The 24,607-nt window shown below is 60.8% G+C and carries 20 protein-coding genes; all 20 read left to right on the top strand.

The features are described from left to right. Nucleotides 1–37: 37 nt before the first annotated feature. The 20 genes from tssA to EJA71_RS15980 all read left to right on the top strand — a co-directional run bounded on the left by tssA (nucleotide 38) and on the right by EJA71_RS15980 (nucleotide 24,598). A complete protein-coding gene (gene tssA / locus EJA71_RS16075) occupies nucleotides 38–1,600 on the top strand; it encodes a type VI secretion system protein TssA (protein WP_158958386.1) in 1,563 nt (520 codons plus the stop codon). Nucleotides 1,601–1,632: 32 nt separating this feature from the next. Further along, nucleotides 1,633–2,136 (top strand): type VI secretion system contractile sheath small subunit, encoded by a 504-nt coding sequence (gene tssB, locus EJA71_RS16070; RefSeq protein ID WP_003229587.1) that lies wholly within the window; start codon nucleotides 1,633–1,635, stop codon nucleotides 2,134–2,136. 26 nt (nucleotides 2,137–2,162) lie between these two features. After that, a complete protein-coding gene (tssC, locus tag EJA71_RS16065; RefSeq protein ID WP_095187878.1) occupies nucleotides 2,163–3,638 on the top strand; it encodes a type VI secretion system contractile sheath large subunit in 1,476 nt (491 codons plus the stop codon). 9 nt (nucleotides 3,639–3,647) lie between these two features. Further along, complete coding sequence (tssE, locus tag EJA71_RS16060) at nucleotides 3,648–4,055, top strand: type VI secretion system baseplate subunit TssE (RefSeq protein WP_158958384.1); 408 nt, start codon at nucleotides 3,648–3,650, stop codon at nucleotides 4,053–4,055. A gap of 11 nt (nucleotides 4,056–4,066) precedes the next feature. Next, entirely contained in the window at nucleotides 4,067–4,591 is a 525-nt protein-coding gene (locus EJA71_RS16055; protein ID WP_158958382.1) for a PAAR domain-containing protein, read from the top strand. Nucleotides 4,592–4,636: 45 nt separating this feature from the next. After that, the gene (locus EJA71_RS16050; protein ID WP_158958380.1) at nucleotides 4,637–5,575 is read left to right on the top strand and encodes a DUF6402 family protein; all 939 of its coding nucleotides are present in this window, start codon (nucleotides 4,637–4,639) and stop codon (nucleotides 5,573–5,575) included. Between the two features lie 20 nt (nucleotides 5,576–5,595). Beyond that, entirely contained in the window at nucleotides 5,596–5,988 is a 393-nt protein-coding gene (locus tag EJA71_RS16045) for a hypothetical protein (protein ID WP_256671760.1), read from the top strand. Nucleotides 5,989–6,083: 95 nt separating this feature from the next. Next, nucleotides 6,084–7,871, top strand: coding sequence for a type VI secretion system baseplate subunit TssF (gene tssF, locus EJA71_RS16040; RefSeq protein WP_158958376.1), 1,788 nt, complete (start codon nucleotides 6,084–6,086; stop codon nucleotides 7,869–7,871). After that, nucleotides 7,835–8,842 (top strand): type VI secretion system baseplate subunit TssG, encoded by a 1,008-nt coding sequence (tssG, locus tag EJA71_RS16035; RefSeq protein ID WP_122594483.1) that lies wholly within the window; start codon nucleotides 7,835–7,837, stop codon nucleotides 8,840–8,842. Before tssF ends, tssG begins: the two co-directional genes overlap by 37 nt. An 11-nt stretch (nucleotides 8,843–8,853) precedes the next feature. Then, entirely contained in the window at nucleotides 8,854–11,511 is a 2,658-nt protein-coding gene (tssH, locus tag EJA71_RS16030) for a type VI secretion system ATPase TssH (RefSeq protein ID WP_158958374.1), read from the top strand. 10 nt (nucleotides 11,512–11,521) lie between these two features. Further along, complete coding sequence (locus EJA71_RS16025; RefSeq protein WP_158958372.1) at nucleotides 11,522–13,042, top strand: sigma-54-dependent Fis family transcriptional regulator; 1,521 nt, start codon at nucleotides 11,522–11,524, stop codon at nucleotides 13,040–13,042. 93 nt (nucleotides 13,043–13,135) lie between these two features. Continuing rightward, on the top strand, nucleotides 13,136–13,276 hold the full coding sequence (locus EJA71_RS16020; protein ID WP_003229566.1) for a hypothetical protein: 141 nt from the start codon (nucleotides 13,136–13,138) through the stop codon (nucleotides 13,274–13,276). An 18-nt stretch (nucleotides 13,277–13,294) separates the two neighbouring features. After that, entirely contained in the window at nucleotides 13,295–14,491 is a 1,197-nt protein-coding gene (tagH, locus tag EJA71_RS16015) for a type VI secretion system-associated FHA domain protein TagH (RefSeq protein ID WP_158958370.1), read from the top strand. Nucleotides 14,492–14,496: 5 nt separating this feature from the next. Then, complete coding sequence (gene tssJ, locus EJA71_RS16010) at nucleotides 14,497–14,997, top strand: type VI secretion system lipoprotein TssJ (protein ID WP_158958368.1); 501 nt, start codon at nucleotides 14,497–14,499, stop codon at nucleotides 14,995–14,997. Between the two features lie 2 nt (nucleotides 14,998–14,999). Next, the gene (gene tssK / locus EJA71_RS16005) at nucleotides 15,000–16,331 is read left to right on the top strand and encodes a type VI secretion system baseplate subunit TssK (RefSeq protein ID WP_158958366.1); all 1,332 of its coding nucleotides are present in this window, start codon (nucleotides 15,000–15,002) and stop codon (nucleotides 16,329–16,331) included. A 5-nt stretch (nucleotides 16,332–16,336) separates the two neighbouring features. Beyond that, nucleotides 16,337–17,212 carry a type IVB secretion system protein IcmH/DotU gene (gene icmH / locus EJA71_RS16000; RefSeq protein ID WP_064389584.1) on the top strand — a complete coding sequence of 292 codons (876 nt, stop codon included), beginning with the start codon at nucleotides 16,337–16,339 and terminating at the stop codon, nucleotides 17,210–17,212. Nucleotides 17,213–17,225: 13 nt separating this feature from the next. Beyond that, nucleotides 17,226–20,765 carry a type VI secretion system membrane subunit TssM gene (gene tssM / locus EJA71_RS15995; RefSeq protein WP_158958364.1) on the top strand — a complete coding sequence of 1,180 codons (3,540 nt, stop codon included), beginning with the start codon at nucleotides 17,226–17,228 and terminating at the stop codon, nucleotides 20,763–20,765. Then, nucleotides 20,765–21,493: a PP2C family serine/threonine-protein phosphatase gene (locus EJA71_RS15990; RefSeq protein ID WP_158958362.1), complete on the top strand. Its 729-nt coding sequence runs from the start codon at nucleotides 20,765–20,767 to the stop codon at nucleotides 21,491–21,493. Before tssM ends, EJA71_RS15990 begins: the two co-directional genes overlap by 1 nt. Next, complete coding sequence (locus EJA71_RS15985) at nucleotides 21,490–22,491, top strand: serine/threonine-protein kinase (protein WP_158958360.1); 1,002 nt, start codon at nucleotides 21,490–21,492, stop codon at nucleotides 22,489–22,491. Before EJA71_RS15990 ends, EJA71_RS15985 begins: the two co-directional genes overlap by 4 nt. A 28-nt stretch (nucleotides 22,492–22,519) precedes the next feature. After that, entirely contained in the window at nucleotides 22,520–24,598 is a 2,079-nt protein-coding gene (locus tag EJA71_RS15980) for a type VI secretion system tip protein VgrG (protein ID WP_158958358.1), read from the top strand. Nucleotides 24,599–24,607 lie beyond the last annotated feature (9 nt).

The following is a 24,607-nucleotide window of genomic DNA, read 5'->3' as shown; positions in this document are numbered from 1 at the left end:
ATAGGCGCCTGACTGTAATCCTTAATAAAGGCCATGGATGTCCTACTCAAGCAAACTTTCCGCCCATTACCTCGAACTCGCTAAAGTCTCTGTTTCCAAAGAGAATTTCGCGGGCGAAGACGTTCGTTTCTCGAGCGAATTCGAGGCGCTGGAAAGCGAGCTGGCCAAAGCCTCGTCGATGCACGAAAGCGGGCAGATCGACTGGCTGAAAATTCGCGAAAACAGCGAAAATCTTCTGCGTACCCAATCCAAGGATCTGCGTGTCGGCGCCTGGCTGACGTGGTCGCTGTACCAGCGTGAATCCTTCCCCGGCCTCCTTGCCGGCCTGGGTTTGCTGCACCACCTGTCGGAACACAATTGGGCCGACGTTCACCCGCTCAAACCCCGCACCCGTGCCGCTGCCATTGGCTGGCTGGTGCCGCGCCTCGAGCAGGTCATTACCGAAAATATTGCGATCAAAGAGCAGTTGCCGATGTTCCGGCAGCTGTCCGAGCACCTGTCCGGTCTCGAAGCGGCGTGTGCTGAACATTTGGGCGATGACTCGCCGCTGTTGCTGCCGATCTCCCGTCGCCTGAAAACCATGATCCAGCGCGCGGCTGACAATCAGCCGGCTCCCGGCGTGGTCGGTGCGGCGGTGGCGCAAGTCAAACAGGCCGCGAGCCAGTTGCTCACTCCTGGCGCGCCGATCGACAACGAACGAGAAGCACACAAAGCCCTGCGCGCCCAACAGGAAAGCGCTCGTCCACTGTGTGCCTGGTGGCTCAAACAGAAAGCCACCGACCTGCGTGCCCTGCGCCTCAACCGCACGCTGCTGTGGATGACCATCGACGCCGTACCCGAGCGCAACGCCGAGCAGATCACCGTGCTGCGCGGCTTGCCGCTGGAAAAACTCAAGCTTTATCAGGACCGTTTCGATCAGGGCAAATACGCCGACCTGCTGGTGGAACTGGAGGCGAGCCTGGCGAAGGCGCCGTTCTGGTTCGATGGCCAGAGGATGGTCTGGGAATGTCTCCAGAACCTCAACGCCGAGTTGGCAATGCGCGAAGTGGAAATCCACTTCGCGCTTTTGGTTCAACGGCTGCCCGGCATCGTCGAGTTGCGCTTCCATGACGGCGCGCCGTTTGCCGATCCGTCCACCCGGGCGTGGATCGCCGCCAACGTCATGCCGCATCTGCAAAGCGCCAGCGCGCCGCGCAAGGTCGAAAGCGAAAACGTCGAAACCCAGCCGGCGTGGGAAAAGGCCCTCGAAGAAGTCCTGCCGCTGCTGCGCAAGGATGGCCTAAAGCCTGCCGTGCAGACGCTCAAGCAAGGCTTGCAGTCGGCCCACGGCGGTCGCGAACGCTTCTTCTGGCAGTTCGCCCTCGCACGCCTGTGCTTCATGGCCAAGAAATACGAACTGGCCAAGAACCAGCTGGAAACCCTCGATCAGACATTACAGGACTCAGGCCTGCACGCCTGGGAGCCCGATCTTGCATTGGAAGTGCTGCATTTACTGCATAGCTGCTGCGAGTTGTTGCCGCAGAACCATGCCGTACGTGAACGCAAGGAAGAGATTTATCGCAGGCTGTGCCACCTCGATCTCGAAGTGGTACTCGAATAGGCCCCAGGGCCACAACCGCAAGGAGAAAAGCCATGGCCAAAGAAGGCTCGGTAGCCCCCAAGGAACGCATCAACGTCACCTTCAAACCCGCCACCGGCGGTGCTCAGGAAGAGATTGAACTGCCGCTGAAGCTGCTGGCAATCGGTGACTACACCCACCGCAAGGACGATCGCAAAATCGAAGATCGCAAGCCGATCAGCATCGACAAGATGACCTTCGACGAAGTGTTGGCCAAGCAAGAACTGGGTCTGACGCTGAGCGTGCCGAACCGTCTGCAGGAAGATGGCGAGGCCGACGAGCTGGCTGTGCAACTGCGCGTCAATTCGATGAAGGACTTCAACCCGGCCAGCCTGGTCGAGCAAGTGCCTGAGCTGAAAAAACTGATGGAACTGCGCGATGCGCTGGTGGCCCTCAAAGGCCCGCTGGGTAACGCACCTGCGTTCCGTAAAGCCATCGAAGGCGTGCTCGCCGACGACGAATCCCGCGGTCGCGTACTCGGTGAGCTGGGCCTCAACGCCGCAGCCCCGGACGCCTGAACCCAGCAGCCAAGGAAGCCAACACAATGAGCACTAGCGCAGCACAAGAGAAGGGCGCCGCAAGCGGCGAGTACAGCATTCTCGACAGCATCATCGCCGAAACCCGTCTGACTCCGGACGACGAAGCCTACGACATCGCCAAGCGCGGTGTGTCGGCGTTCATCGAAGAACTGCTCAAGCCGCAGAACAACGGTGAGCCGGTCAAGAAAGCCATGGTTGACCGCATGATCGCCGAGATCGATGCCAAGCTCAGCCGTCAGATGGACGAGATCCTGCACCACCCGGATTTCCAGGCCCTGGAATCGTCGTGGCGTGGTCTGCAGTTGCTGGTCGACCGCACCAACTTCCGCGAAAACATCAAGATCGAAATCCTCAACGTCTCGAAAGAAGACCTGCTGGACGATTTCGAAGATTCGCCGGAAGTCATGCAGTCGGGCCTGTACAAGCACATCTACACCGCTGAATACGGCCAGTTCGGTGGTCAGCCTGTGGGCGCGATCATCGCCAACTACTACATGTCGCCAAGCTCGCCAGACGTCAAGCTGATGCAGTACGTGGCCAGCGTTTCGTGCATGTCCCACGCGCCGTTCATCGCTGCTGCCGGTCCGAAATTCTTCGGTCTGGAAAGCTTCACCGGCCTGCCGGATCTGAAAGACCTGAAAGACCACTTCGAAGGCCCGCAATTCGCCAAATGGCAGAGCTTCCGTACCTCGGAAGACTCCCGCTACGTTGGCCTGACCGTGCCGCGTTTCCTGCTGCGTAACCCGTACGATCCGGAAGAAAACCCGGTCAAATCGTTCGTGTACAAGGAAACCGTTGCCAACAGCCACGAGCACTACCTGTGGGGCAACACCGCTTACGCGTTCGGCACCAAGCTGACCGACAGCTTCGCCAAATTCCGCTGGTGCCCGAACATCATCGGCCCACAGAGCGGTGGCGCGGTTGAAGATCTGCCTCTGCACCATTTCGAAAGCATGGGCGAAATCGAAACCAAGATTCCTACCGAAGTATTGGTTTCCGACCGTCGTGAATACGAACTGGCCGAGGAAGGCTTCATCTCCCTGACCATGCGTAAAGGCTCCGACAACGCGGCGTTCTTCTCCGCAAGCTCGGTGCAGAAGCCGAAGTTCTTCGGCATCAGCGCAGAAGGCAAGGCTGCAGAGCTGAACTACAAGCTCGGCACTCAACTGCCGTACATGATGATCGTCAACCGCCTGGCTCACTACTTGAAAGTGCTGCAGCGCGAGCAACTCGGTTCGTGGAAAGAACGTACCGATCTCGAGCTGGAACTGAACAAGTGGATCCGTCAGTACGTTGCCGACCAGGAAAACCCGAGCGCCGAAGTCCGTGGCCGTCGTCCGCTGCGCGCTGCGCAAGTGATCGTCAGCGACGTTGAAGGCGAGCCGGGCTGGTACCGCGTGAGCTTGAACGTGCGTCCGCACTTCAAGTACATGGGTGCCGATTTCACCCTGTCGCTGGTTGGCAAGCTGGACAAAGAGTAAGAGCGACTCATGGACGGATACGGCAGTCTTTTCGAACGCCTCAACGGCGACGCGGAACAGCGCAAAGGCAGGAGCCTCGAGGCTTCAGCCATGGCGTCTGTGGCTGCCCATCTGGCCAAAATGCTCAGCACCCGGGCCGGCAGCGTGCAAACGCTGGCCGACTACGGGTTGCCCGATCTCAATGACATGCGCCTAAGCCTGCACGACTCCCTGAGTCAGGCCCGCCTGGCCATCGAAAGCTTCATCGAAGCCTACGAACCGCGCCTGAGCAACGTGCGTGTCATTTCCCTGCCGCGTGACCACGATCAGCTTCGCCTCGCCTTCAGTATCGAAGGCCTGCTGGAAGTTGAAGGGTTCAAGCGTCAGGTCAGTTTTTCCGCGCGCCTGGATGGCAGCGGTCAAGTCAAGGTCACCTAAGGAGATCCCCGATGTCTGGCAAACCCGCAGCACGAGTATCCGACCCCACCGCTTGCCCACTTCCTGGCCACGGTACCAACCCGATCGCCGCCGGTTCTGGCGACGTGTTCTTCGACGGCCTCGCGGCCGCCCGCCAAGGCGATGCCTCGGCGTGTGGTGGTGCGATGTCGGGAGGTTTGGCGACCACTGTGTTGATCAACGGCAAACCTGCCGCGACGGTTGATTCGGTGGGTACGCATGGCAACAAGGTTACGGCTGGATCCGGGACGGTGATTATCGGCAATTCGCATTCGCCGGCGCCATTTGTACCGCCGTTGCCGGTGGAGATTCAGTGGCCGTTTAATGAGCATTTCGTGATCAATTGCCAGGACACCGGCAAGCCGATGACTGGCGTGGCGTACACATTGAAAACTGCATCGGGAAAGATCATCAGCGGGATTACCGGCCCTGATGGAAAGACCCAGAAAATCCATTCCGCTCAGGCTGAGCCTGTGGAGTTGCTCATTGAGCAACAAACCGAAGTGTTGATCGGCTGAACATCGTTTTCTGATTCAGCGCACTTTTAAGGATAGGACGTCGACATGGCAGACACCGTAGTAGCTTCCAGCCTGACCCCCGCGAGCAATAAACCGGGGCAGTCTACTGCTGTGCGGCTTTTCAAGGTCAGCGATATTCCCGGTGCGATGGACAAAATGAAATGGCCCGTTGCTGCGGCGTTGATGCGTCACTGGTTCAACGGTGCTCCCTGGAGCAATGCCAGCGGTGGAATGGAGACAGAAGAGAAAGAGCGCACACGACCAGTACCTGAGCAGTACATCGAAGAAAATATCGTCAAGATGGACTGGGTGCTGACATTCAAAAAGCCTGAAGAGACACGTCAAGTGCTTAAGGCTGCCTGGAATAACGCAAAGGCAATGCCCGAAATACACACGAAAATACTGCGTGCGTTCGGCAATTCCGCGCCTGGCTGTTATCCATTGACGTTCAACGGTAAAGGCCGAGCCGCCGAGAGGTTCGGTTATTTCAATTCGCGTTCAGTCAATTTCAGTCAGTTAGGCGGTGGCGAACTGGACGAGCTGCGGGGTGCGTTGGCCAATTTCAACATGCGCGTAATTGCCGAAGGAGTGGTAAACGTCTTTGACAAGAAGGTTGTATTCGTCGCCGATCGCCTGGGTTACTACGTCGAAGATAACTACGACTTCAGCGATGGCGATGACTTTGTCAGCCAACCGCTTGGCTACTGGAATTTTGACGGTGTCGCCGGAGTGCTCGAGGCCAGTGCGCAGAATATGGCAGCTGATCAGGAAATGGCGGCTATCGGGCGGTCATCGGTCTTCGGCATGAGTGACGCAGCGCAGAAGCAGTTCTTCGAGGCGGCGGACAGGCGATATTTCCTGATTCAGAACAAACATTTCGTGGCGTACAGAAAGCAGTTTTCCAAGGGAGGGGATTTCAAGCTCTTTTCCGACATTTTCTATGAAGCGATCGCGCCGGTTTCCATTGAGTTGGTGAAGAACTGATGAGGGTTAAAAGAACAGCCTTGGTCGTCGGTTTGCTGGTCTTGGCAATCGGTTTTTTTAGCGTCGCTCTGAACAATCTGTTCACGCGTCCGGCCAGCAGCTCGGTTGTCAGCAAGTCGGGTAATTATCTGATCGAAAATGTGCCTGTCAGAGGGGGGCTGGTCCCGTTTGATGATTTGGCGTACTTGCGGATTACCGACAAGCGAGATTCCAACGCTGTTTTTCGATCGCCCTTGTACCCGCGAAACGCAGTGGACATGACTACCGATGAGACCGACGCCATTGTAGGCATCGTCTGGATCGATTTTTACAAACGCGATCAGCACTTCGGCATCAGGGTTCCGGAATGGAAGCCGCATTGGCTTAACAGCTTTATCAGTAATACCCCGTACGACATTGTCGGGGACGATTGAGGCGCGGCGGAAGATCGGCAATGAGATGGCTGAACAGATCCCTCCCATCGACAGGATTTTGTTTTAAATGAGCTCCACTACCAGGCAGGTAACCCGTGTCCTTTAACCACTACTACCAAAGCGAACTCACCGCACTGCGCCAACTCGGTCGCCGTTTCGCCGAGCGTAGTCCGGCGCTGGCACCGTATCTGGGCCAGGCCGGGCGGGATCCGGATGTGGAGCGGTTGCTCGAAGGCTTTGCGTTTCTGACCGGGCGGCTGCGCCAGAAGCTCGATGATGAGCTGCCGGAACTCAGCCATTCGTTGATGCAATTGCTGTGGCCGAATTACATGCGCCCGCTGCCGGCGTTCAGCATTTTGCAGTTCGATCCGCTCAAGCGATCCGGGCCGGCGTTGCGCGTCGAGCGTGATACGCCGATTGAAAGCAAACCGATCGAAGACGTGCGTTGCCGCTTCCGCACCTGCTACCCAACTGAAGTGTTGCCGCTGGATCTGGCTGCGCTGAACTACTCGGTGAAGGGCGACGGCTCGCTGCTCAGCCTGCGTCTGGAAATGAGCGCCGACGGCCACCTCGGTGAGCTGGAACTGAGCAAGCTGCGCCTGCACTTTGCCGGCGAGCGCTACATCAGCCAGATGCTTTACCTGAGCCTGCTGCGCAACCTTGAAGGTATCGAGCTGATCCCGCTCGACGGCGCCGGCAAACCCATCGATGGCGTCAGCGGCAAGCCGATGGCGTTCAAGATTCCCGGTGATCGGGTCAAACCGGTGGGCTTTGCCGAAGAAGAAGCGTTGATCCCGTATCCGCTGAACACCTTCCGCGGCTATCGCTACCTGCAGGAATACTTCGCCTTCCAGGACAAGTTCCTGTTCGTCGACGTCAACGGTCTGGACATCATCAACGCGCTGCCGGAAGACACGCTCAAGCAGATGCGCGGCCTGGAATTGCGCTTCGATATTCGCAAGAGCGGCATCATGCGCATGCGCCCGACCCTGGATAACGTGAAGCTGTTCTGCACGCCGATTGCCAACCTGTTCGCCCACGACGCGCTGCCGATCCGCCTTGACGGCAAGCAGGATGAATACCTGTTGCTGCCGGCGGAATACGATCTGGAAAACTGCGGCGTGTTCTCGGTGGAAACCGTGACCGGCTGGAAGCCCGGTGGCCTCGGTTATCAGGAATACGTGCCGTTCGAATCCTTCGAGCACGACCCGAGTTTCGACGTGCCCAACAGCCGTCCGCACTACAGCATTCGCCAGCGTTCGTCCTTGCTGCACGACGGCCTCGACACGTATCTGAGCTTCGGCATCCGCCACACCGAAGCCCACGAAACCCTGTCGATCGAGCTGATGTGCACCAACCAGAACCTGCCGCGCAAGATCAAGCTCGGCGATATCTGCATGGCCTGCGAAGAGACGCCGGAGTTCCTCAGTTTCCGCAACATCACCCCAGCGACGTCCAGTTTCGCGCCGCCGCTGAACCGGGACTTCCTGTGGAAGCTGATCAGCAACATGTCGCTTAACTATCTGTCGCTGGCCGACGTCAATGCGTTGAAGGTGATTCTCGAAACCTACGACTTGCCGCGCTACTACGACCAGCACGCGGAGAAGGTCAGCAAACGCCTGCTCGGCGGCCTCAAGCACATCAAGCATCACCACGTCGACCGCTTGCACCGTGGTTTGCCGGTGCGCGGTTTGCGCACCGAACTGACCATCGACCCGGAAGGGTATATCGGCGAAGGCGACCTGTTCGTTTTCGCCTCGGTTCTTAACGAGTTTTTCGCGCTTTACGCCAGTCTCAATTCATTCCATGAGCTGCGGGTAAAAAGCACACAGGGAGAGGTGTACCAATGGACACCACGTATGGGCCTGCAGCCCCTGCTTTAAGCGGGCTGACCAAGGTAATACGCGAGTACTCGCTGTTTCAGGCCGTGCTGCTGGTGATCGACCGGCTGCGCGAGGCACACCCGCATCTGAGCGAAGACGATCTGTACGATCAGGTCGAGTTCCAGGCCAACCCGAGCCTCGGTTTTCCGCGCAGCGACGTCGATCGCGTCGAGTTCTTCGAAGAGCACGGCCAGATGCGCGCGCGCATGCGTTTCAACCTGATCGGCCTGGTCGGTTCCGGCTCGCCGTTGCCGGCGTTCTATGGCGAACAAGCCTTGGGCGACAGCGAAGACGGCAACCCGACGCGCAACTTCCTTGACCTGTTCCACCATCGCCTGCAACGGCTGATGCTGCCGATCTGGCGCAAATATCGTTACCGCGCGAGCTTCCAGAGCGGCGCGATTGACCCGTTTTCCTCGCAACTGTTTGCCCTGATCGGTCTGGGCGGCGACGAGATCCGCAAGGCCAAGGAACTCAACTGGAAACGCCTGCTGCCGTACCTCGGTTTGCTCAGTTTGCGGGCGCACTCGGCGGCGTTGATCGAAGCCGTGCTGCGTTACTACTTCAAGCACGAAGACCTGGTCATCGAGCAGTGCATCGAACGCCGCGTGGAAATTCTCGAAGAACAGCGCAATCGTTTGGGCCGCGCCAACAGCCTGCTCGGTGAAGACCTCGTGCTCGGCGAGCACGTGCGCGACCGCAGCGGCAAATTCCGCATTCACATCACCGAACTCGACTGGCAGCGATTCCATGAATTCCTGCCGATCGGTTTCGGTTACCAGCCGCTCTGCGCGCTGGTGCGGTTCACCTTGCGTGACCCGCTCGATTACGACATTCGCCTGGTCTTGCGCCAGGAAGAAATCCGCGAACTGCGCATCGGTGAGCAGAACGCCTGTCGCCTCGGTTGGACCAGTTGGCTGGGCCGCGAGAAAGCGGACGGCGTGGTGACCCTGGGCAGCAAAATTCATTAAGGACGTGAGCCATGATCAACGTAGACCTGCAACAACTCATCCAGGCGCTGGACGCCGAAACCCGTCGTGATCTGGAACGTTCGGCCGAGCGTTGCGTGGCCCGTGGCGGCAGCAAGATCCTTGTCGAAGACTTGCTGCTCGGCTTGCTGGAGCGTCCGAACGGCTTACTGTCGCGTGCGCTGCAAGATGCAGATGTGGACGCCGGCGAACTGAGTGCCGCGCTGCAATCGCGGGTTGAACACAGCGCCTCGCGCAACCCGGTATTCGCCCCGGAACTGGTGCAATGGCTGCAAGACGCGCTGCTGGTGGCCAACCTCGAACTGGGCCAGACCCAGGTCGAAGACGCCGCACTGATCCTTGCGCTGCTGCGCAATCCGATGCGCTACGCCGGCAGCCGTTATCAGCCGCTGCTCGCCAAACTGAACATCGATCGCCTGAAGGAATTTGCCCTGTCGCAACAGGAGCAACCGGCTGCCAATGGCAAACCAGCGGCCCAAGGCGAATCGCTGTTGCAACGCTTCACCCACAACCTGACCGAACAGGCCCGCGACGGCAAACTCGATCCGGTGCTGTGCCGTGACGGCGCGATCCGGCAGATGGTCGACATCCTCGCCCGTCGCCGCAAGAACAACCCGATCGTCGTCGGTGAGGCCGGTGTCGGCAAGACCGCCATCGTCGAAGGCCTGGCTTCGCGCATCGCTGCCGGTGAAGTGCCGCAAGTGCTCAAGGGCGTTGAACTGCTCTCGCTGGACATGGGCCTGTTGCAGGCCGGCGCCAGTGTAAAAGGTGAATTTGAACGTCGCCTCAAAGGCGTGATCGACGAAGTCAAAGCCTCGCCGAAACCGATCATTCTGTTCATCGACGAAGCCCACACCCTGATCGGCGCGGGCGGCAACGCTGGCGGTTCCGATGCGGCCAACTTGCTGAAACCGGCACTGGCCCGTGGCGAGCTGCGCACCATCGCCGCCACCACCTGGGCTGAGTACAAGAAATACTTCGAGAAGGACCCGGCGCTGGCCCGTCGTTTCCAACCAGTGCAACTGCACGAACCGACCGTCAGCGAAGCGGTGACCATCCTTCGTGGTCTGGCGCAGGTTTACGAGAAGAGCCACGGCATCTACCTGCGTGATGACGCGGTGGTCTCGGCGGCGGAATTGTCCGCACGTTACCTGGCCGGTCGGCAACTGCCGGACAAAGCCGTCGACGTTCTCGACACCGCGTGCGCCCGCGTACGCATCAGCCTCGCCGCCGCCCCGGAAAGCCTTGAGCGCCTGCGTGGCGAACTGGCTGAAGGTGGCCGTCAGCGTCAGGCGCTGCGCCGCGATGCCGAGGCCGGTCTGCTGATCGATCACGAAGCGCTGGATGCTCTGGAAGCTCGTCTTGACGAAGCCGAAGACGAAATGGTCGCGCTGGAAACCCTGTGGACTGAGCAGAAGCAACTGGCCGAACGCCTGCTGGAACTGCGTCAGCAACTGGCCAAGGCTCGCGAAGCCGCCGCCGTCGAGGGGACCGTCAGCGTTGAAGAAGACGCCGAAGGTACGGTGATCGAAACCATCGCTGCCGAAGTGGAAGAAGGCCAGAGCGTCGAAGCGCTGGAAGCCCAACTCAACGAAACCCACAGCGCCCTGACTGCGGCCCAGGTCAAAGAACGTCTGGTCAGTTTCGAGGTGTGCCCGCGTCTGGTCGCCGAAGTGATCAGCGCCTGGACCGGTGTGCCGTTGGCGCAACTGGCCCGCGAACACAACGCCAAAGTCGCCAGTTTCGCCACCGACCTGCGCACGCGCATTCGTGGTCAGGAACAAGCCGTGCATGCACTGGATCGCTCGATGCGCGCCACCGCTGCCGGCCTGAACAAACCTGATGCCCCGGTCGGCGTGTTCCTGCTGGTCGGCCCGAGTGGTGTGGGTAAAACCGAAACCGCATTGGCCTTGGCTGACTTGCTGTACGGCGGCGACCGTTTCATCACCACTATCAACATGTCCGAATTTCAGGAGAAGCACACCGTCTCCCGTCTGATCGGCGCGCCACCGGGCTACGTCGGTTACGGCGAGGGCGGCATGCTTACCGAAGCCGTGCGGCAGAAACCGTATTCGGTGGTGCTGCTCGATGAAGTCGAGAAGGCTGACCCGGACGTGCTCAACCTGTTCTACCAAATCTTCGACAAAGGTGTGGCCAACGACGGCGAAGGTCGCGAGATCGACTTCCGCAACACGTTGATCCTGATGACCTCGAACCTCGGTAGCGACAAGATCAGCGACCTCTGCGAAAACGGCGCACGCCCGACCGCTGAAGTCCTCGAAGAAACCATTCGCCCGGTACTCAGCAAACACTTCAAACCAGCGCTGCTGGCGCGGATGAAAGTGGTGCCGTACTACCCGGTCGGCGGCCCGGTGCTGCGCGAGCTGATCGAGATCAAACTCGGTCGTCTCGGCGAGCGTCTCAACCGTCGTCAGCTGGATTTCAGCTGGTGCCAGAACCTCGTCGATCATCTGTCCGAGCGTTGCACGCAAAGCGAAAGCGGTGCGCGCCTGATCGACCATCTGCTCGACCAGCACGTGCTGCCGCTGGTGGCGGATCGTCTGCTCGACGCCATGGCCACCGGTGAAAGCCTCAAGCGTGTGCATGCCACGCTCGACGGTGAAGCCAGCGTGACGTGCGAGTTCGCCTGAGGTGGGCGTGATGTTCACTCAGGTGCCGCAGCCACTGGTTTATGCCGAAGCGTTGCTGGCGCAATTCGCCAGCCTGTCGCGGGCGGCGGACGGTGCTGCGTTGCTGGGTGACTTCGTGCGCGGCTTGGCCGAGCTGAGCGGATGCGAACTCACGCAGCTGTATCTGCTCGACGCCACCCACACCTGCCTGGGGATGAACGCCGAGTGCCTCGACGGCGCGCTGCAGCCGCGCGAGGCGGCGAGCCTGCCGGCGGATTACAACGGTGAACAACTGCTGCAATTCGCCCTGTGCCAGAACCGCGTGGTGTGCCTCGACGACTTGAGTGGCAGCCTGCACGAAACCAGTTTCCTGCCGGCAGCGGCGTCGCCGTGGCAGTCGTTGCTGTGCGTGCCGCTGGTCAATCGAAACAAGGCTGTCGAAGGTCTGCTGCTGTGCGCCAGCCGTCGTCGTACCGATCTGCAAGGTTTTGCTGATTCCCTCGGCCAGCTCGGCTCGTTCGTGCTCGGTCAATTGCACCTGCTGCAACGCTTGCGTCAGCCGCTGGCGCAATCGGCCACGGTCGCGCGCAGTGTGCCGAGCATCAGTGGTTATGGCCTGATCGGCAAAAGTGCGGCGATGCGCCAGACCCATTCGCTGATCAGCAAAGTGCTGCACAGCCCGTACACCGTGTTGCTGCGTGGCGAAACCGGTACTGGCAAGGAAGTCGTCGCCCGGGCCATTCACGATTGTGGCCCGCGCCGTTCCCAGGCGTTCATCGTGCAGAACTGCGCGGCGGTCCCGGAAAACCTGCTGGAAAGCGAGCTGTTTGGCTATCGCAAAGGTGCCTTCACCGGCGCCGACCGCGACCGCGCCGGGCTGTTCGACGCGGCCAATGGCGGCACGCTGTTGCTCGACGAGATCGGCGACATGCCGCTGTCGCTGCAAGCGAAGATTCTGCGCGTGTTGCAGGAAGGCGAGATCCGTCCGCTGGGTTCCAACGACACGCACAAGATCGACGTGCGCATCATCGCCGCCACCCACCGCGATCTGTCGACGCTGGTCAGCGAAGGCAAATTCCGCGAGGACTTGTACTACCGCCTCGCGCAATTCCCGATCGAGCTGCCGGCGCTGCGTCAGCGCGAAGGCGACATCCTCGAACTGGCCCAGCATTTCGCCGAGAAGACCTGCACGTATTTGCAGCGTGATCCGGTGCGCTGGTCGGACGCAGCGCTGGAGCATCTGGGCGGTTACACCTTCCCCGGCAACGTCCGCGAACTCAAGGCGTTGGTCGAGCGCGCGGTGCTGTTGTGCGAGGGCGGCGAGTTGCTCGCCGAGCATTTCTCCCTGCGCATGGAACCGGTGCTGGAAGACAACAGCCATTTGAATCTGCGCGAACGTCTGGAGCAGGTCGAGCGCACTTTGTTGCTCGATTGCCTGCGCAAAAATGACGGCAACCAGACCCTCGCGGCCCGCGAACTGGGCCTGCCTCGGCGCACGCTGCTGTACCGCCTCGGCCGTCTGAACATCAATCTGGGGGATTTCGATGGCTAGGCAAACGCTCATCGATTTCACCTCAAAAAACTATTTCAGCGCCGCCCGCAAGGGTCGGCGCTTTGTGCTTTGTCTACACCTGGAGACCCTCTGATGTCTGTTCGTCACTGGCACGCTGTCCTGCTGACCCTCGTCGTTCTATGCGGCCTTGGCGGCTGTAGCGGCAATTACAAATTCAACGACAACGACTATCGCCCGTTGGGTGATCCGCAAGCGGTCAATCGCGGCAAGTGACCGCAAGGAGCATCAAACATGGAATTGGTTTTCGAAATGCTGAACACCAAGCAGTTCGTGCCCTCCGAGTTGTGCCAGAAGACCTTTAAACAGGCCGGCGGCGTGATCGGGCGGGGCGAGGACTGCGACTGGATCATCCCTGACCGCAAGCGTCACTTGTCCAATCACCACGCGATTGTCAGCTACCGCGAGGGCACTTTCTTCCTGACCGACACCAGCAGCAACGGTGTGCAGGACGGTGACAGCGGCGCACGCCTGCACAAAGGCGAACCGGTGCGTATCGAGCACGGCAGCACCTACGTGCTCGGTGACTTCGAGATACGCGCGCGGCTAGTGCGCGATCCCGCGACTTTCGACGGTGAAGCCGGGCGTCCGCGCCCCGCCGGCAGCATCATCCCGGACGACGCGTTCCTCGACCTCGACCCGCTCAATGCCCTCGAACAGCAAGAGCGTGTGTACTCGGAAATCGACGAACTGCTCGCGCCTAACACCAAGCCTGAGGACTCCCGTCAGCGTGCCGACTACGCGCGCATCGACATGGAAAGCCTGATGGTGCCGGAGCTGATCGCCGCCCCCGCCGAACCTGAGCCCGCTCCGGCACCGAAAGCCGTCGAGCGTCAGAGCGAAGGTTTCTGGGAGCACTTCGGCGCTGCGCTGGGCGTGGATGTCAAAGGCCTCAGCCACGACGAGCGCGAAGCCTTGGCGCTGAACGCCGCGCGCTTGCTGCGTCAGAGCATCGGCGGTTTGCAACAGAGCCTGCGCACCCGTTCCGAGCTGAAAAACGAACTGCGTCTGGCCCAGACCACCGTGCAAGGCACCAACAAGAATCCGCTGAAATTCGCCGTCGATCCGAGCGAAGCGCTGCAGATTCTGTTGCAGCCAAGCAAGCCCGGCCACCTGCCCGCCGAGCAAGCCATCTCCCGTGCGTTCCGCGATCTGCAGGCGCATCAGGTGGCACTGCTGACTGCCAGCCGCGCGGCCGTGCGCGGCACGTTAGAACACTTTTCGCCGGAGCAACTGACGCTGCGTTTCGAGCGCGACAGCAAGCCGTTGATCGCCACGTCGGGCGGGCGCTGGAGAGCGTTCGGCCGTTATCACCAGGCACTGCGTCAGGACGATGACTGGAGCGAGCGTCTGCTGGCCCGCGACTTCGCCCAGGCCTACGAAGAACAGATTCGCCTGATCTCCACCCTCCACACCGACCACCAAGGATGATGCGCATGTCTCGCCGCTCGACCGCTTTTTTCAAGACGCTGACTGCGCTCACCGTGCTGGTGTTGCTCGCCGGTTGCTCGTCGCTGTCGCCGTACTCGAAAGTGACCAAGATCAACCTGAAACTCACCGGCAGCGATCAGTTGAACCTGGACCTCAACGGCCGCCCATCGCCAGTGGTGGTGCGTCTGTTCGAACTCAAGCATCCGGTGACTTTCGAGAACGCTGATTTCTTCAGCCTCTACGAGCGCGCCAAGGAATCCCTCAACCCGGATCTGGTGGCCAGTGAAGAACTCGAATTGCGCCCGGGCGAAACCGTGGAGCTGAAGCTCAAGGTGGAAGAGGGCAGTAGCTATGTCGGCGTTCTCGCCGCCTACCGCGACTTGCCGGAAACCCAATGGCGCCACACGGTACAGATCACGCCACTGGAAATCACCGAAGTCGATCTGACCCTGGACCAGGCCGGCATCCGTAACACCAATCAAGTGCTCGCCAAGGCGGATGACTGACCATGAATACTCATAAAGTCATTTGGCAGGAAGGCATGCTGCTGCGTCCGCAGCACTTCCAGCACAACGATCGCTATTACGATCACCAGATGAAAACCCGCACGCAATTGCTGGGTGGCTACACCTGGGGCTTCCTCAATCTGGAGATCGACCTGCAGTTCCTCAACATGGGAAAACTGGTAATCAGTGAAGCCTCGGGGATTCTTCCGGATGGCAGCCTGTTCGAACTCGGTGGCAACACCGAGCCACTGGCGCTGGACGTGCCGCCGAACACCGGCAACACACCGATTTATCTGGCGCTGCCGCTGGTCACCGGTAACCACATCGAGTCACGCCGTCCAGAACAATCCGACGTGCTCGCGCGTTACACCGCGTACGACGCCGAAGTCGCCGACTCCAACGCTGGCGACGATTCCGCCAGCCAGGTCAGCTGCGGGCGCCCGGACTTCAAACTGTTGCTCGGCGAACAGCAGAGCGATCAGGCCTACGTGAAGCTGAAGATCTGCGACGTGCTCGACACCACGCCCGACGGCGTGATCAGCCTCGATCCGGATTTCGTCCCGACCTACATTCAGGCTCACGCCTCCAGCTACCTGCTGTCGTGCCTGAAAGAAGTCATCAGCATGCTCAGCCACCGTGGCGACACCATTGCCGAGCGAATTCGCTCCAACGGCAAGGTCGGCGGCGCTGAAGTCGGCGACTTCATGATGCTGCAACTGATCAACCGTACCGAACTGCTGCTGCGTCACTACCTCGGTCTGGAGCAGGTGCACCCGGAAGAGTTGTACCGCACGCTGCTGACCATGCTCGGCGATCTGGCGACCTTCTCCGGCGAGAGCAAACGTCCGCGCCTGGACAGCCGCTACTCCCACGCCGATCAGGGCGGCAGCTTCCGCAAACTGATGGAAGCGATTCGTCAGGTGTTGTCGATGGTGCTCGAACAGCACGCCATCGAACTGATCCTGCAAGCGCGTCAGTACGGCATCATCGTTTCGCCGTTGCACGACCACAAACTGCTTGGCTCGGCGTCGTTCGTGCTGGCGGCCAGTGCCAACTGCGACTCCGAAGAACTGCGCCAGCGCTTGCCGGCGCACCTCAAGGTCGGCCCGGTGGAGCGCATCCGCCAACTGGTCAACCTGCACTTGCCGGGGATCAAGGTCAAACCGTTGCCGGTGGCCCCGCGGCAGATCGCGTTCCATTCGAACAAAACCTATTTCATCCTCGAACTCAGTTCCGAAGACCTGGCACAACTCGAGCGCTCCGGCGGTTTCGCGTTCCACGTGTCCGGCGAATTTGCCGAGCTTGAACTGAAATTCTGGGCCATCAGGAACTGACCGACATGATCAAGGAAACGGATTACAACCAGGACGACAAAACCGTCCTGCTCGATCGTCAAGGCCACGGACCGGCGTCGAGTCCGCTGACCGACTTCGCCGCGCCACCGCGCTTCGAGCAATTGGAAGAACGCATGATCTACGCCGCGCGCCTGCGGCCGGCAGAGGCGTTCAACATCAGCCTCAATTCGCTGGTGGCAGCCTCGTCCGAGTTGCTCTCGGAAGTGGTGCGCCTCAAGCACAGCGAAACCCGCGAAGATCTGTACGCGCTCAACGAACGCCTGACCGCCGGGCTCAAGTTGTTTGAAGTACGCGCCCTGCACAACGGCGCCGAAAGCAGCCAGGTGATGGCCGCGCGTTACGTGCTCTGCACCGTGGTCGACGAAGCCGTCGTGACCACGCCGTGGGGCAACGAAAGCGAGTGGTCGCAGATGAGTTTGCTCAGCAGCTTCCACAACGAAACCTTCGGCGGCGAGAAGTTCTTCCAGTTGCTCGATCGACTGTCGAAGAACCCAGTCAAGCACCTGCCGATGCTCGAATTGATGTACCTGTGCCTGTCCCTCGGTTTCGAGGGCAAGTACCGCGTGCAGGCGCGCGGCATGCTCGAGCTCGAAGGCATCCGCGACGCGTTGTACCGGCAGATTCGTCAGTTGCGTGGCGACGTGCCGCGCGAGTTGTCGCCGCATTGGGAAGGCCTCGACGATCAGCGCCGCAACCTGGTGCGCATCGTGCCGGCGTGGATGGTGGTGTTGTTCACTGTCGTCTGTCTGGTGGTGATGTATTCGGGCTTTGCCTGGGTCTTGGGCGAGCAGCGCGACACCGTTCTGCAACCTTATCAGCCGCTTGATCCAGCCGCGGTCCAACCGCAGTCGCAGCCGTAAACAGGGACGTGTGATGAAAAAGTTTTTCAAGAAAGTCGGCGCCTTCCTGCGCCAGACCTGGGTCTGGACCCTGCTGCTGGTGCTGTTTCTGGCGCTGCTGGTGTGGTTCGTCGGCCCGTTGTTGGCAGTCGATGATTACAAGTTCTGGGAAGGTTCGACTTCCCGTCTGCTGACCATCGCCGTGCTGTTCCTGATCTGGGGCCTGACCATGGTCTTCGTCAGCTGGCGCGCCGGTATCCGCAAGAAAGCCGACGAAGAAAGCGAAGACGGCCAGGATCGCATCCGCCGTGAAGAGTTGATCGACGACGAGCAAAAGGAGTTGAAGGCGCGCTTCAAGGACGCGCTGAAAACCCTGAAAACCTCGAGCCTGTATCGCGGCCGCAGCGAACGCTGGCGCAGCGACTTGCCGTGGTATCTGCTGATCGGTCCGCAGGCCTCGGGCAAGACCAGCCTGCTGGACTTTTCCGGTCTGGAATTCCCGATCAACAAGATCGACCGCAAGCTGACCCGCGACACCCTCGGCACCCGTCATTGCGATTGGTACTTCGCCGACCACGGTGTGCTGATCGACACCGCCGGGCGTTACACCACGCAACCGGATGTGGAAGTCGACGGCAGTGCCTGGACGACCTTGCTGGAGCTGCTGCGCAAACGCCGTCGCGGCCGTCCGCTGAACGGCGTGCTGGTGACCATTCCGGTGGAAACCCTGCTCGGCGGCAGCGAACAGGACATCGATACCCTGGCGCGCCAAGTGCGTGGTCGTCTGCAGGATGTGCATCAGAAACTGCACGTTGATGTGCCGGTGTATCTGGTCCTGAGCAAGGCTGACAAGCTGCTCGGCTTCGACGAGTTCTTCGATCAACTGACCCGCGAAGAAAGCGATCAAGTGCTCGGCACCAGTTTCCGCAAGGACCAGGTCGGCACCGACGTTGCTGTGCTGCGCAACGAGTTCGAAGAACTGCTGCGTCGCCTCAACAGCCAGGTGATCATGCGCATGCACTCCGAGCGCGACACGCAGCGCCGTGGCCGCATCCTCGACTTCCCGCATCAACTCGGGCAGATCGGCGAGCGCCTGTGCCTGTTCGTCGACATGGCGTTCACCGGCAACCGTTATCAGCGTGCCACGCAACTGCGCGGTTTCTACCTGACCAGCGCACCGCACCTGACCCAGGAAATGGATTCGACCACCGCCGGCATCGGCGCCAGCCTCGGCATGAACGCCGGTGTGCTGCCGACCCTGCGCAGCGGTCGTTCGCGTTTCATCCATCACCTGCTCAGCCGCGTGATCTTCCCCGAGGCCGATCTGGCCGGTCTGGACAAGCGTGAACGCAGCCGCATTCATTGGGGCCAGCGTGCGCTGTACGTCGGTGCACTGGCGGCATTGGCGCTGTTCGGCATGCTGTGGGCGGGCGGTTTCTCGGCGAACTACGAGCGTCTGGAAAACCTGCGCACTCTGGCGCAGAACTGGACACAGCAGCGCAGTGCATTGACGCCGCGTGATGATGCGATGGGCGTGCTGAAAACCCTCGACACCAGCTACGCCGCGACGCAGGCGTTTCCGAAAAAGGGCGACGTTTCCTATCACGAACGTGGCGGCCTGTATCAGGGCGAAGACGTCAATCCAGTGGTCAAAGAGGCCTACGAGCGCGAGCTTGAAAAGCAATTGCTGCCACGGGTTGCGACCATGCTCGAAGGGCAGATCCGCGCCAACATGAAGGACCGCGAAAAGCTGCTCAACAGCCTGCGCGCGTACCTGATGTTGAACATGAAAGATCGCCGCGATGCCGTGTGGCTCAAGGACTGGGTTGCCGCTGACTGGTCACAGCGCTACACCGGCAACACCGCGGTGCAGAACGGTCTGAACACGCATCTCGAGCGTTTGCTGAAGCAGCCATTTATCTACCCGCTGAACGATCAACTGGTCACGCAGGCGCGTCAGGTATTGCGCAGCGAATCGCTGGCTACCGTGGTTTACCGCATGCTCCGCGAGCAGGCGCGCAACCTGCCGGAATATCGCTTCAGCCAACACCTCGGCCCGCAAGGTTCGCTGTTTATCGGCACCGAATACGTGATCCCGGGCTTCTACACGCAGTCCGGTTATCAGCAGTATTTCTCGGTACAGGGCGCAACGCTGGTCACCGATATCCTGCGTGACAACTGGGTGCTGGGCGAAGGCGCGGGCATCAGCGACATGGACTTGCGTCGCCTGATGGTCGAGCTGGAGCAGCTGTACTTCCGCGACTACGCCAACTACTGGAGCGAAGCCGTTGGCCAGGTTGCACTGCCGCCGATCAGCGACGCTGGTGAAGGTGCCGAGCAACTGGCGGGCCTGACCTCGGCCAACTCGCCGGTGTTGGCGCTGTTGACCGAAGTGCGCGAGAACACCCGCTTCGAGGCAGCCGCTGATCCAGTGGATGAAGCCGGCGATGCGGCTGATGCGTTGGCTGGGCAGAAAGGCAAACTGGGTAAAGTCGGCAAACTGGCGTCGGCCGTGGCGGACAAGGCTTCGGCCCTGAGCGTGGCGAAGAGTCTGCCGGACACCGCGAAGAAGTCGCTGCAACGCCGCTTCGAACCGCTGCATCGTCTGCTCGATGACAACAACGGCCCGGGCGCTGACCTGACGCCAGCGTTCAACGCACTCAACGACCTGCAACTGCAACTGTCCGGCCTGGCCCGTTCCAGCACGCCGGAACAAGCCGCGTTCGAAATGGCGAAAACCCGCATGAGCGGCCAGCGTGATGCGCTGACCAACCTGCGCGCCGCCTCGGGTCGCCTGCCGCGTCCACTGAGCGTGTGGTTCAACGTGCTGGCCGAAGACTCGTGGCGTCTGGTGCTCAACGATGCCTACCAATACCTGAACGGTCGTTATCAGAACGAACTGTACAGCGTGTATGGCAAAACCATCAGCAAGCGGTATCCGTTCAGCGCCAGCAGCACCAGCGACGTGGCGATCAGCGACTTCCGCGAGTTCTTCAAGGCTCAAGGCATCGTCGACCGCTTCTTCGACAGCTACATGCGTCCGTTCGTCAGCGGCGATCCGGGCAACTACCGCATGCGCAGCGTCGACGGTCACAGCCTGCCGGTGTCCAAGGTCTACCTCGATCAGATGGCGGCAGCACTGACGATTCGTCAGAGCTTCTTCTCGATCAACCCGGCCGAGCCGACCGTGCAGTTCAAACTGGAGCCGTACACCCTCGATCCGGCGGTCAGCCGTTCCGAGTTCAAGTTCGGCGACAAGACCATGGAATACCGTCACGGCCCGATCCTGCCAATGACCTTCAAATGGCCGACCGATGCTGAAGACGGTCGCACCAGTCTGGTCATGGACAAGATGGCCGGGCGCCCGATCGGTATCGAGAAGAACTCTGGCCCATGGTCGCTGTTCCGTCTGTTCGACCTGATGCAGACCGAGTACCTGACCGGTCGCGACGTGCTGGTGCTGAAAGCGGACGTGGGTGGCCTGCGCGCCAACTACCTGCTGAGCAGCCAGCGCACACCGAACCCGTTCGACATGGGCGTGCTGCGCACCTTCCGTATGCCGGTGCAGCTCTGATGCTGGTGGCCAGTGCCTGGCGCAGCGCGGCGCGTACCGACCCGGGCAAGGTGCGGGCGCGCAACGAAGATGCCTTCCTCGACTCGCCACAGCAGGGGCTGTGGGTGGTCGCGGACGGCATGGGCGGTCATCAGGGTGGCGACATCGCCAGCCAGTTGATCGTCGCCAGCCTGGCTGAACTGCCGCAACACGAGGGCTTCGACGAACGCCTCAAAGCCATCCGCCAGTGCCTGCACTGGTTGAACCGGCGTTTGGGGCAGGAGTTGACGGTCACCGCCGGGCGTCATGACAGCATCATGGGCAGCACCGTCGTGGCGCTGCTGGTGGAAGGCAATCGCGCGGCCTGCATCTGGGCCGGCGATAGCCGTTGTTACATGTGGCGTGGGCAGCGCTTGTATCAGCTGTCCAAGGACCATTCGCTGCAACAGCAACTGATCGACGAGCAGCAAATGAGCGTCGAACAAGCGGCGGCGCACCCGGCGGCTCAAGCCTTGACCCGAGCCGTCGGTGCTGCCGACACACTGACCCTGGATGTGCTGGAACTGGAGGTGTATCCGGGCGATGCGTTTTTGCTGTGCAGCGATGGTTTGTACCAGGGCCTGAGCAGCGATGCCCTCGGCACCGCCCTCAGCCTCAGCGCGCCGCACGTGGCGCTGGAACGTTTGTTCGACGGCGCCCTGCGTGGCGCCGCGCGCGACAACCTGACTGCCGTGGTGATCCGCCAATGACCAAGATCGAATCACCCATCGATGACTTGCTGATGAGCGAAGAGCAGGCCAACAACCTGACTTACTTCGCCTTCGCCAAGGAAAACAAAGCAGAGCCTTTGCTGGCGCCGACCAAGGCCAGCATCGGTGTTCTGCCGGATGTACTCGCCGGTCGCTACCACCTCGAGCGTCTGCTCGGGGCCGGGGGCATGGGCGCCGTTTACCGGGCGCGGGATCTGCTGCACGAACAGTTCGGTGATCCCGATCCTTACATTGCGCTGAAAATCCTCAGCGAAGAATTTGCCGAATCGCCGGACGCCAGTGCCTTGCTCTACAGCGAGTTCGCCCTGACCCGACGCCTGCGCCACGACAACGTCGTGCGTGCGCATACCTTTGAAGTCGACACCGACTGCCAGCGGGCCTTCATCACCATGGAATACATGCGTGGCCTGACCCTGGACAAATTGCTCTGCGAGCGGCCCTTCGGCCTGCCGTGGCTAGAATTGCGCGACATCGTCCTGCCGCTGCTCGACACGCTGGCCTACGCCCACGGTCGCGGCGTGCTGCACGGTGACATGAAACCGAGCAACGTCATGCTCAGCGAAGACGGCTTGCGCCTCTTTGACTTCGGCCTCGGTCAGGCAGAGGAGGGCGTGATGCCCGGCCTGCCGCACCTGAGCCGCGAACGCTTCAACGCCTGGACCCCGGGCTACGCCGCCCCCGAACTGCTTGAGGGCCAACCGTTGTCGGCCAGCGCGGACGTGTACGGCGTGGCCTGCGTGATCTACGAATTGGCGGGCGGTAAACACCCGTTCCGCCGCTTGCCCTCGAACCAGGCCCGCGACGAGCACCTGGAGCGCGAGCTGCACGCCCCGGCGAACTTACCGAAACACTGTTGGCCAGCGCTGCAAACCGCGCTGAGCTTCGACCCGGCAGCACGCACCATCACTGCCCAACAATTGCGTGACGCCTTGGGCGCCACTTCGTCCTGGCTGCAACGTCTGCGACTTGGGGCGTAACGGATGACATTCGAACAGGGAGCACTTTATGTTCAACCCAGCTAACGAAACCCACTTCAGCCTGACGGTGGAAGACTACGTCGGCGACCTGCAAGTGCTGTCGTTCACCGGCACCGAAGGCATCAGCCAGCCGTTTCGTTTTGACCTGGAATTGGTCAGCGAAAACCCTGATCTGGACCTGGAAAAACTCCTGCACAAGCAGGCGTTTCTGGCGTTCGATCCGCAGGGCAGTGGCATTCACGGCCAGATCTACCGCGTCGCTCAGGGCGATGCCGGCAAGCGCCTGACCCGCTATAAAGTGTCGATGGTGCCGCAACTGCAATACCTGCATCACCGCACCAACCAGCGCATCTACCAGCAGATGTCGGCGCCGAAAATCATCGCGCTGATCCTCGACGAACACGGGATCAAAGGCAACGCGTATAGCTTCCAGCTCAGCCAACCGTGTCCAGATCGCGACTACTGCGTGCAGTATGACGAAACCGATCTGCACTTCGTCCAGCGCCTGTGCGAAGAGGAAGGCATTCACTACCACTTCCAGCACAACCCAAAGGGACACTTGCTGGTGTTCGGCGATGATCAGACCGTGTTCCCCGATCTCGGCCAACCGACGGCCTACGTGCAGGGCAGCGGCATGGTCGCCGAAGAGCCGGTGATCAAAGGTTTCAGACTGCGCCTGGAAACCCGCACCAGCCGTACCACACGCCGCGACTACGACTTCGAAAAGCCGCGTCTGCAAATGGAAGCGGCGTACAAACCGGACGGCGCTGCTGACAGCGAAAGCAGCGAACCCGATCTGGAAGACTACGACTACCCCGGCCGCTTCATCGACCGCGCACGCGGCAAATTCCTCAGCCAGCGCGCCCTCGAGCGCCACCGCGCCGACTACCGTCAGGCCGAAGGTCGCGGCGACCAGACCAAACTGGTCAGCGGCCACTTCATGGCCATGTCCGACCACCCGCGCAGCGAGTGGAACGACTTGTGGCTGCTCACCGAAATCTTCCACGAAGGCAAGCAGCCACAAGTCCTCGAAGAAGGCGTGACCAGCGACACCACCGACAACAAGGACGATTTCCATCAGGGCTACCGCAACACCTTCCTCGCCACCCCGTGGGACGTGTTTTACCGCCCGGCCCTCGAACACCCCAAACCGCGCGTGCTCGGCAGCCAGACCGCCATGGTCACCGGCCCCAAAGGCGAAGAAATCCACTGCGACCCATACGGCCGCATCAAAGTCCAGTTCCACTGGGACCGCGAAGGCCTCGCCGACGACAAAACCAGCTGCTGGCTGCGCGTCTCCAGTTCCTGGGCCGGCGACCGCTACGGCGCCATTAGCATCCCGCGCATCGGCATGGAAGTCCTCGTCACCTTCCTCGAAGGCGACCCCGATCAACCGCTGGTGACCGGTTGCCTGTACCACAAAGAAAACCCGGTGCCGTACGCCTTGCCAGCGAACAAAACCCGCAGCGTCTTCAAAACCCTCAGCTCGCCGGGCGGTGGCGGCTACAACGAACTGCGCATCGAAGACAAGAAAGGTGCCGAGCAGATCTACATCCACGCCCAGCGCGATTGGGATGAAAACGTTGAGCATGATCAGAAGATTCGGGTCGGGAATGAACGTCACGACACGGTGGTGAAGAACACTTACACCGAGCTCAAGGCCGAAGAACACCGCACCACGATTTCCGACCGCAAGATTGAAGCGAAGCTGGATGATCACCTGACGATTGGGCAGAACCAGCATGTGAAGCTGGGCACGGCGCAGCTGACCAGTGTGGGCAAAGAGATACACCTCAAGGCTGGGGACAAGATCGTTATTGAGGCGGGGACGGAGCTGACCATTCTTGGGGGTGGGAGCTTTATCAAGCTCGATGGCGGTGGTGTGACGGTGGTTGGGCCGGTGATCAAGATCAATGCGGGTGGCTCGGCTGGGTCGGGTACTGGCATTGGCATCAAGCCGCCGATATTGCCGGGCGCTGCCGACAAGGATATCGCCGGCGCAGTACCGCCGCAGGCGCTGCCGAACGCACCGCTGCCGCCCCCACCGGTGTGCAAGGAATGTCTGGCCCGGGCCAAACGTAACGCTCAAGCCCTGGCCGCACGATAAAGGACGACT

It is taken from the genome of Pseudomonas sp. PB106, from assembly GCF_009764645.1.
In the GTDB taxonomy this organism is placed as follows: Bacteria; Pseudomonadota; Gammaproteobacteria; order Pseudomonadales; family Pseudomonadaceae; genus Aquipseudomonas.
This window is presented reverse-complemented; position numbering and strand designations above follow the sequence as displayed.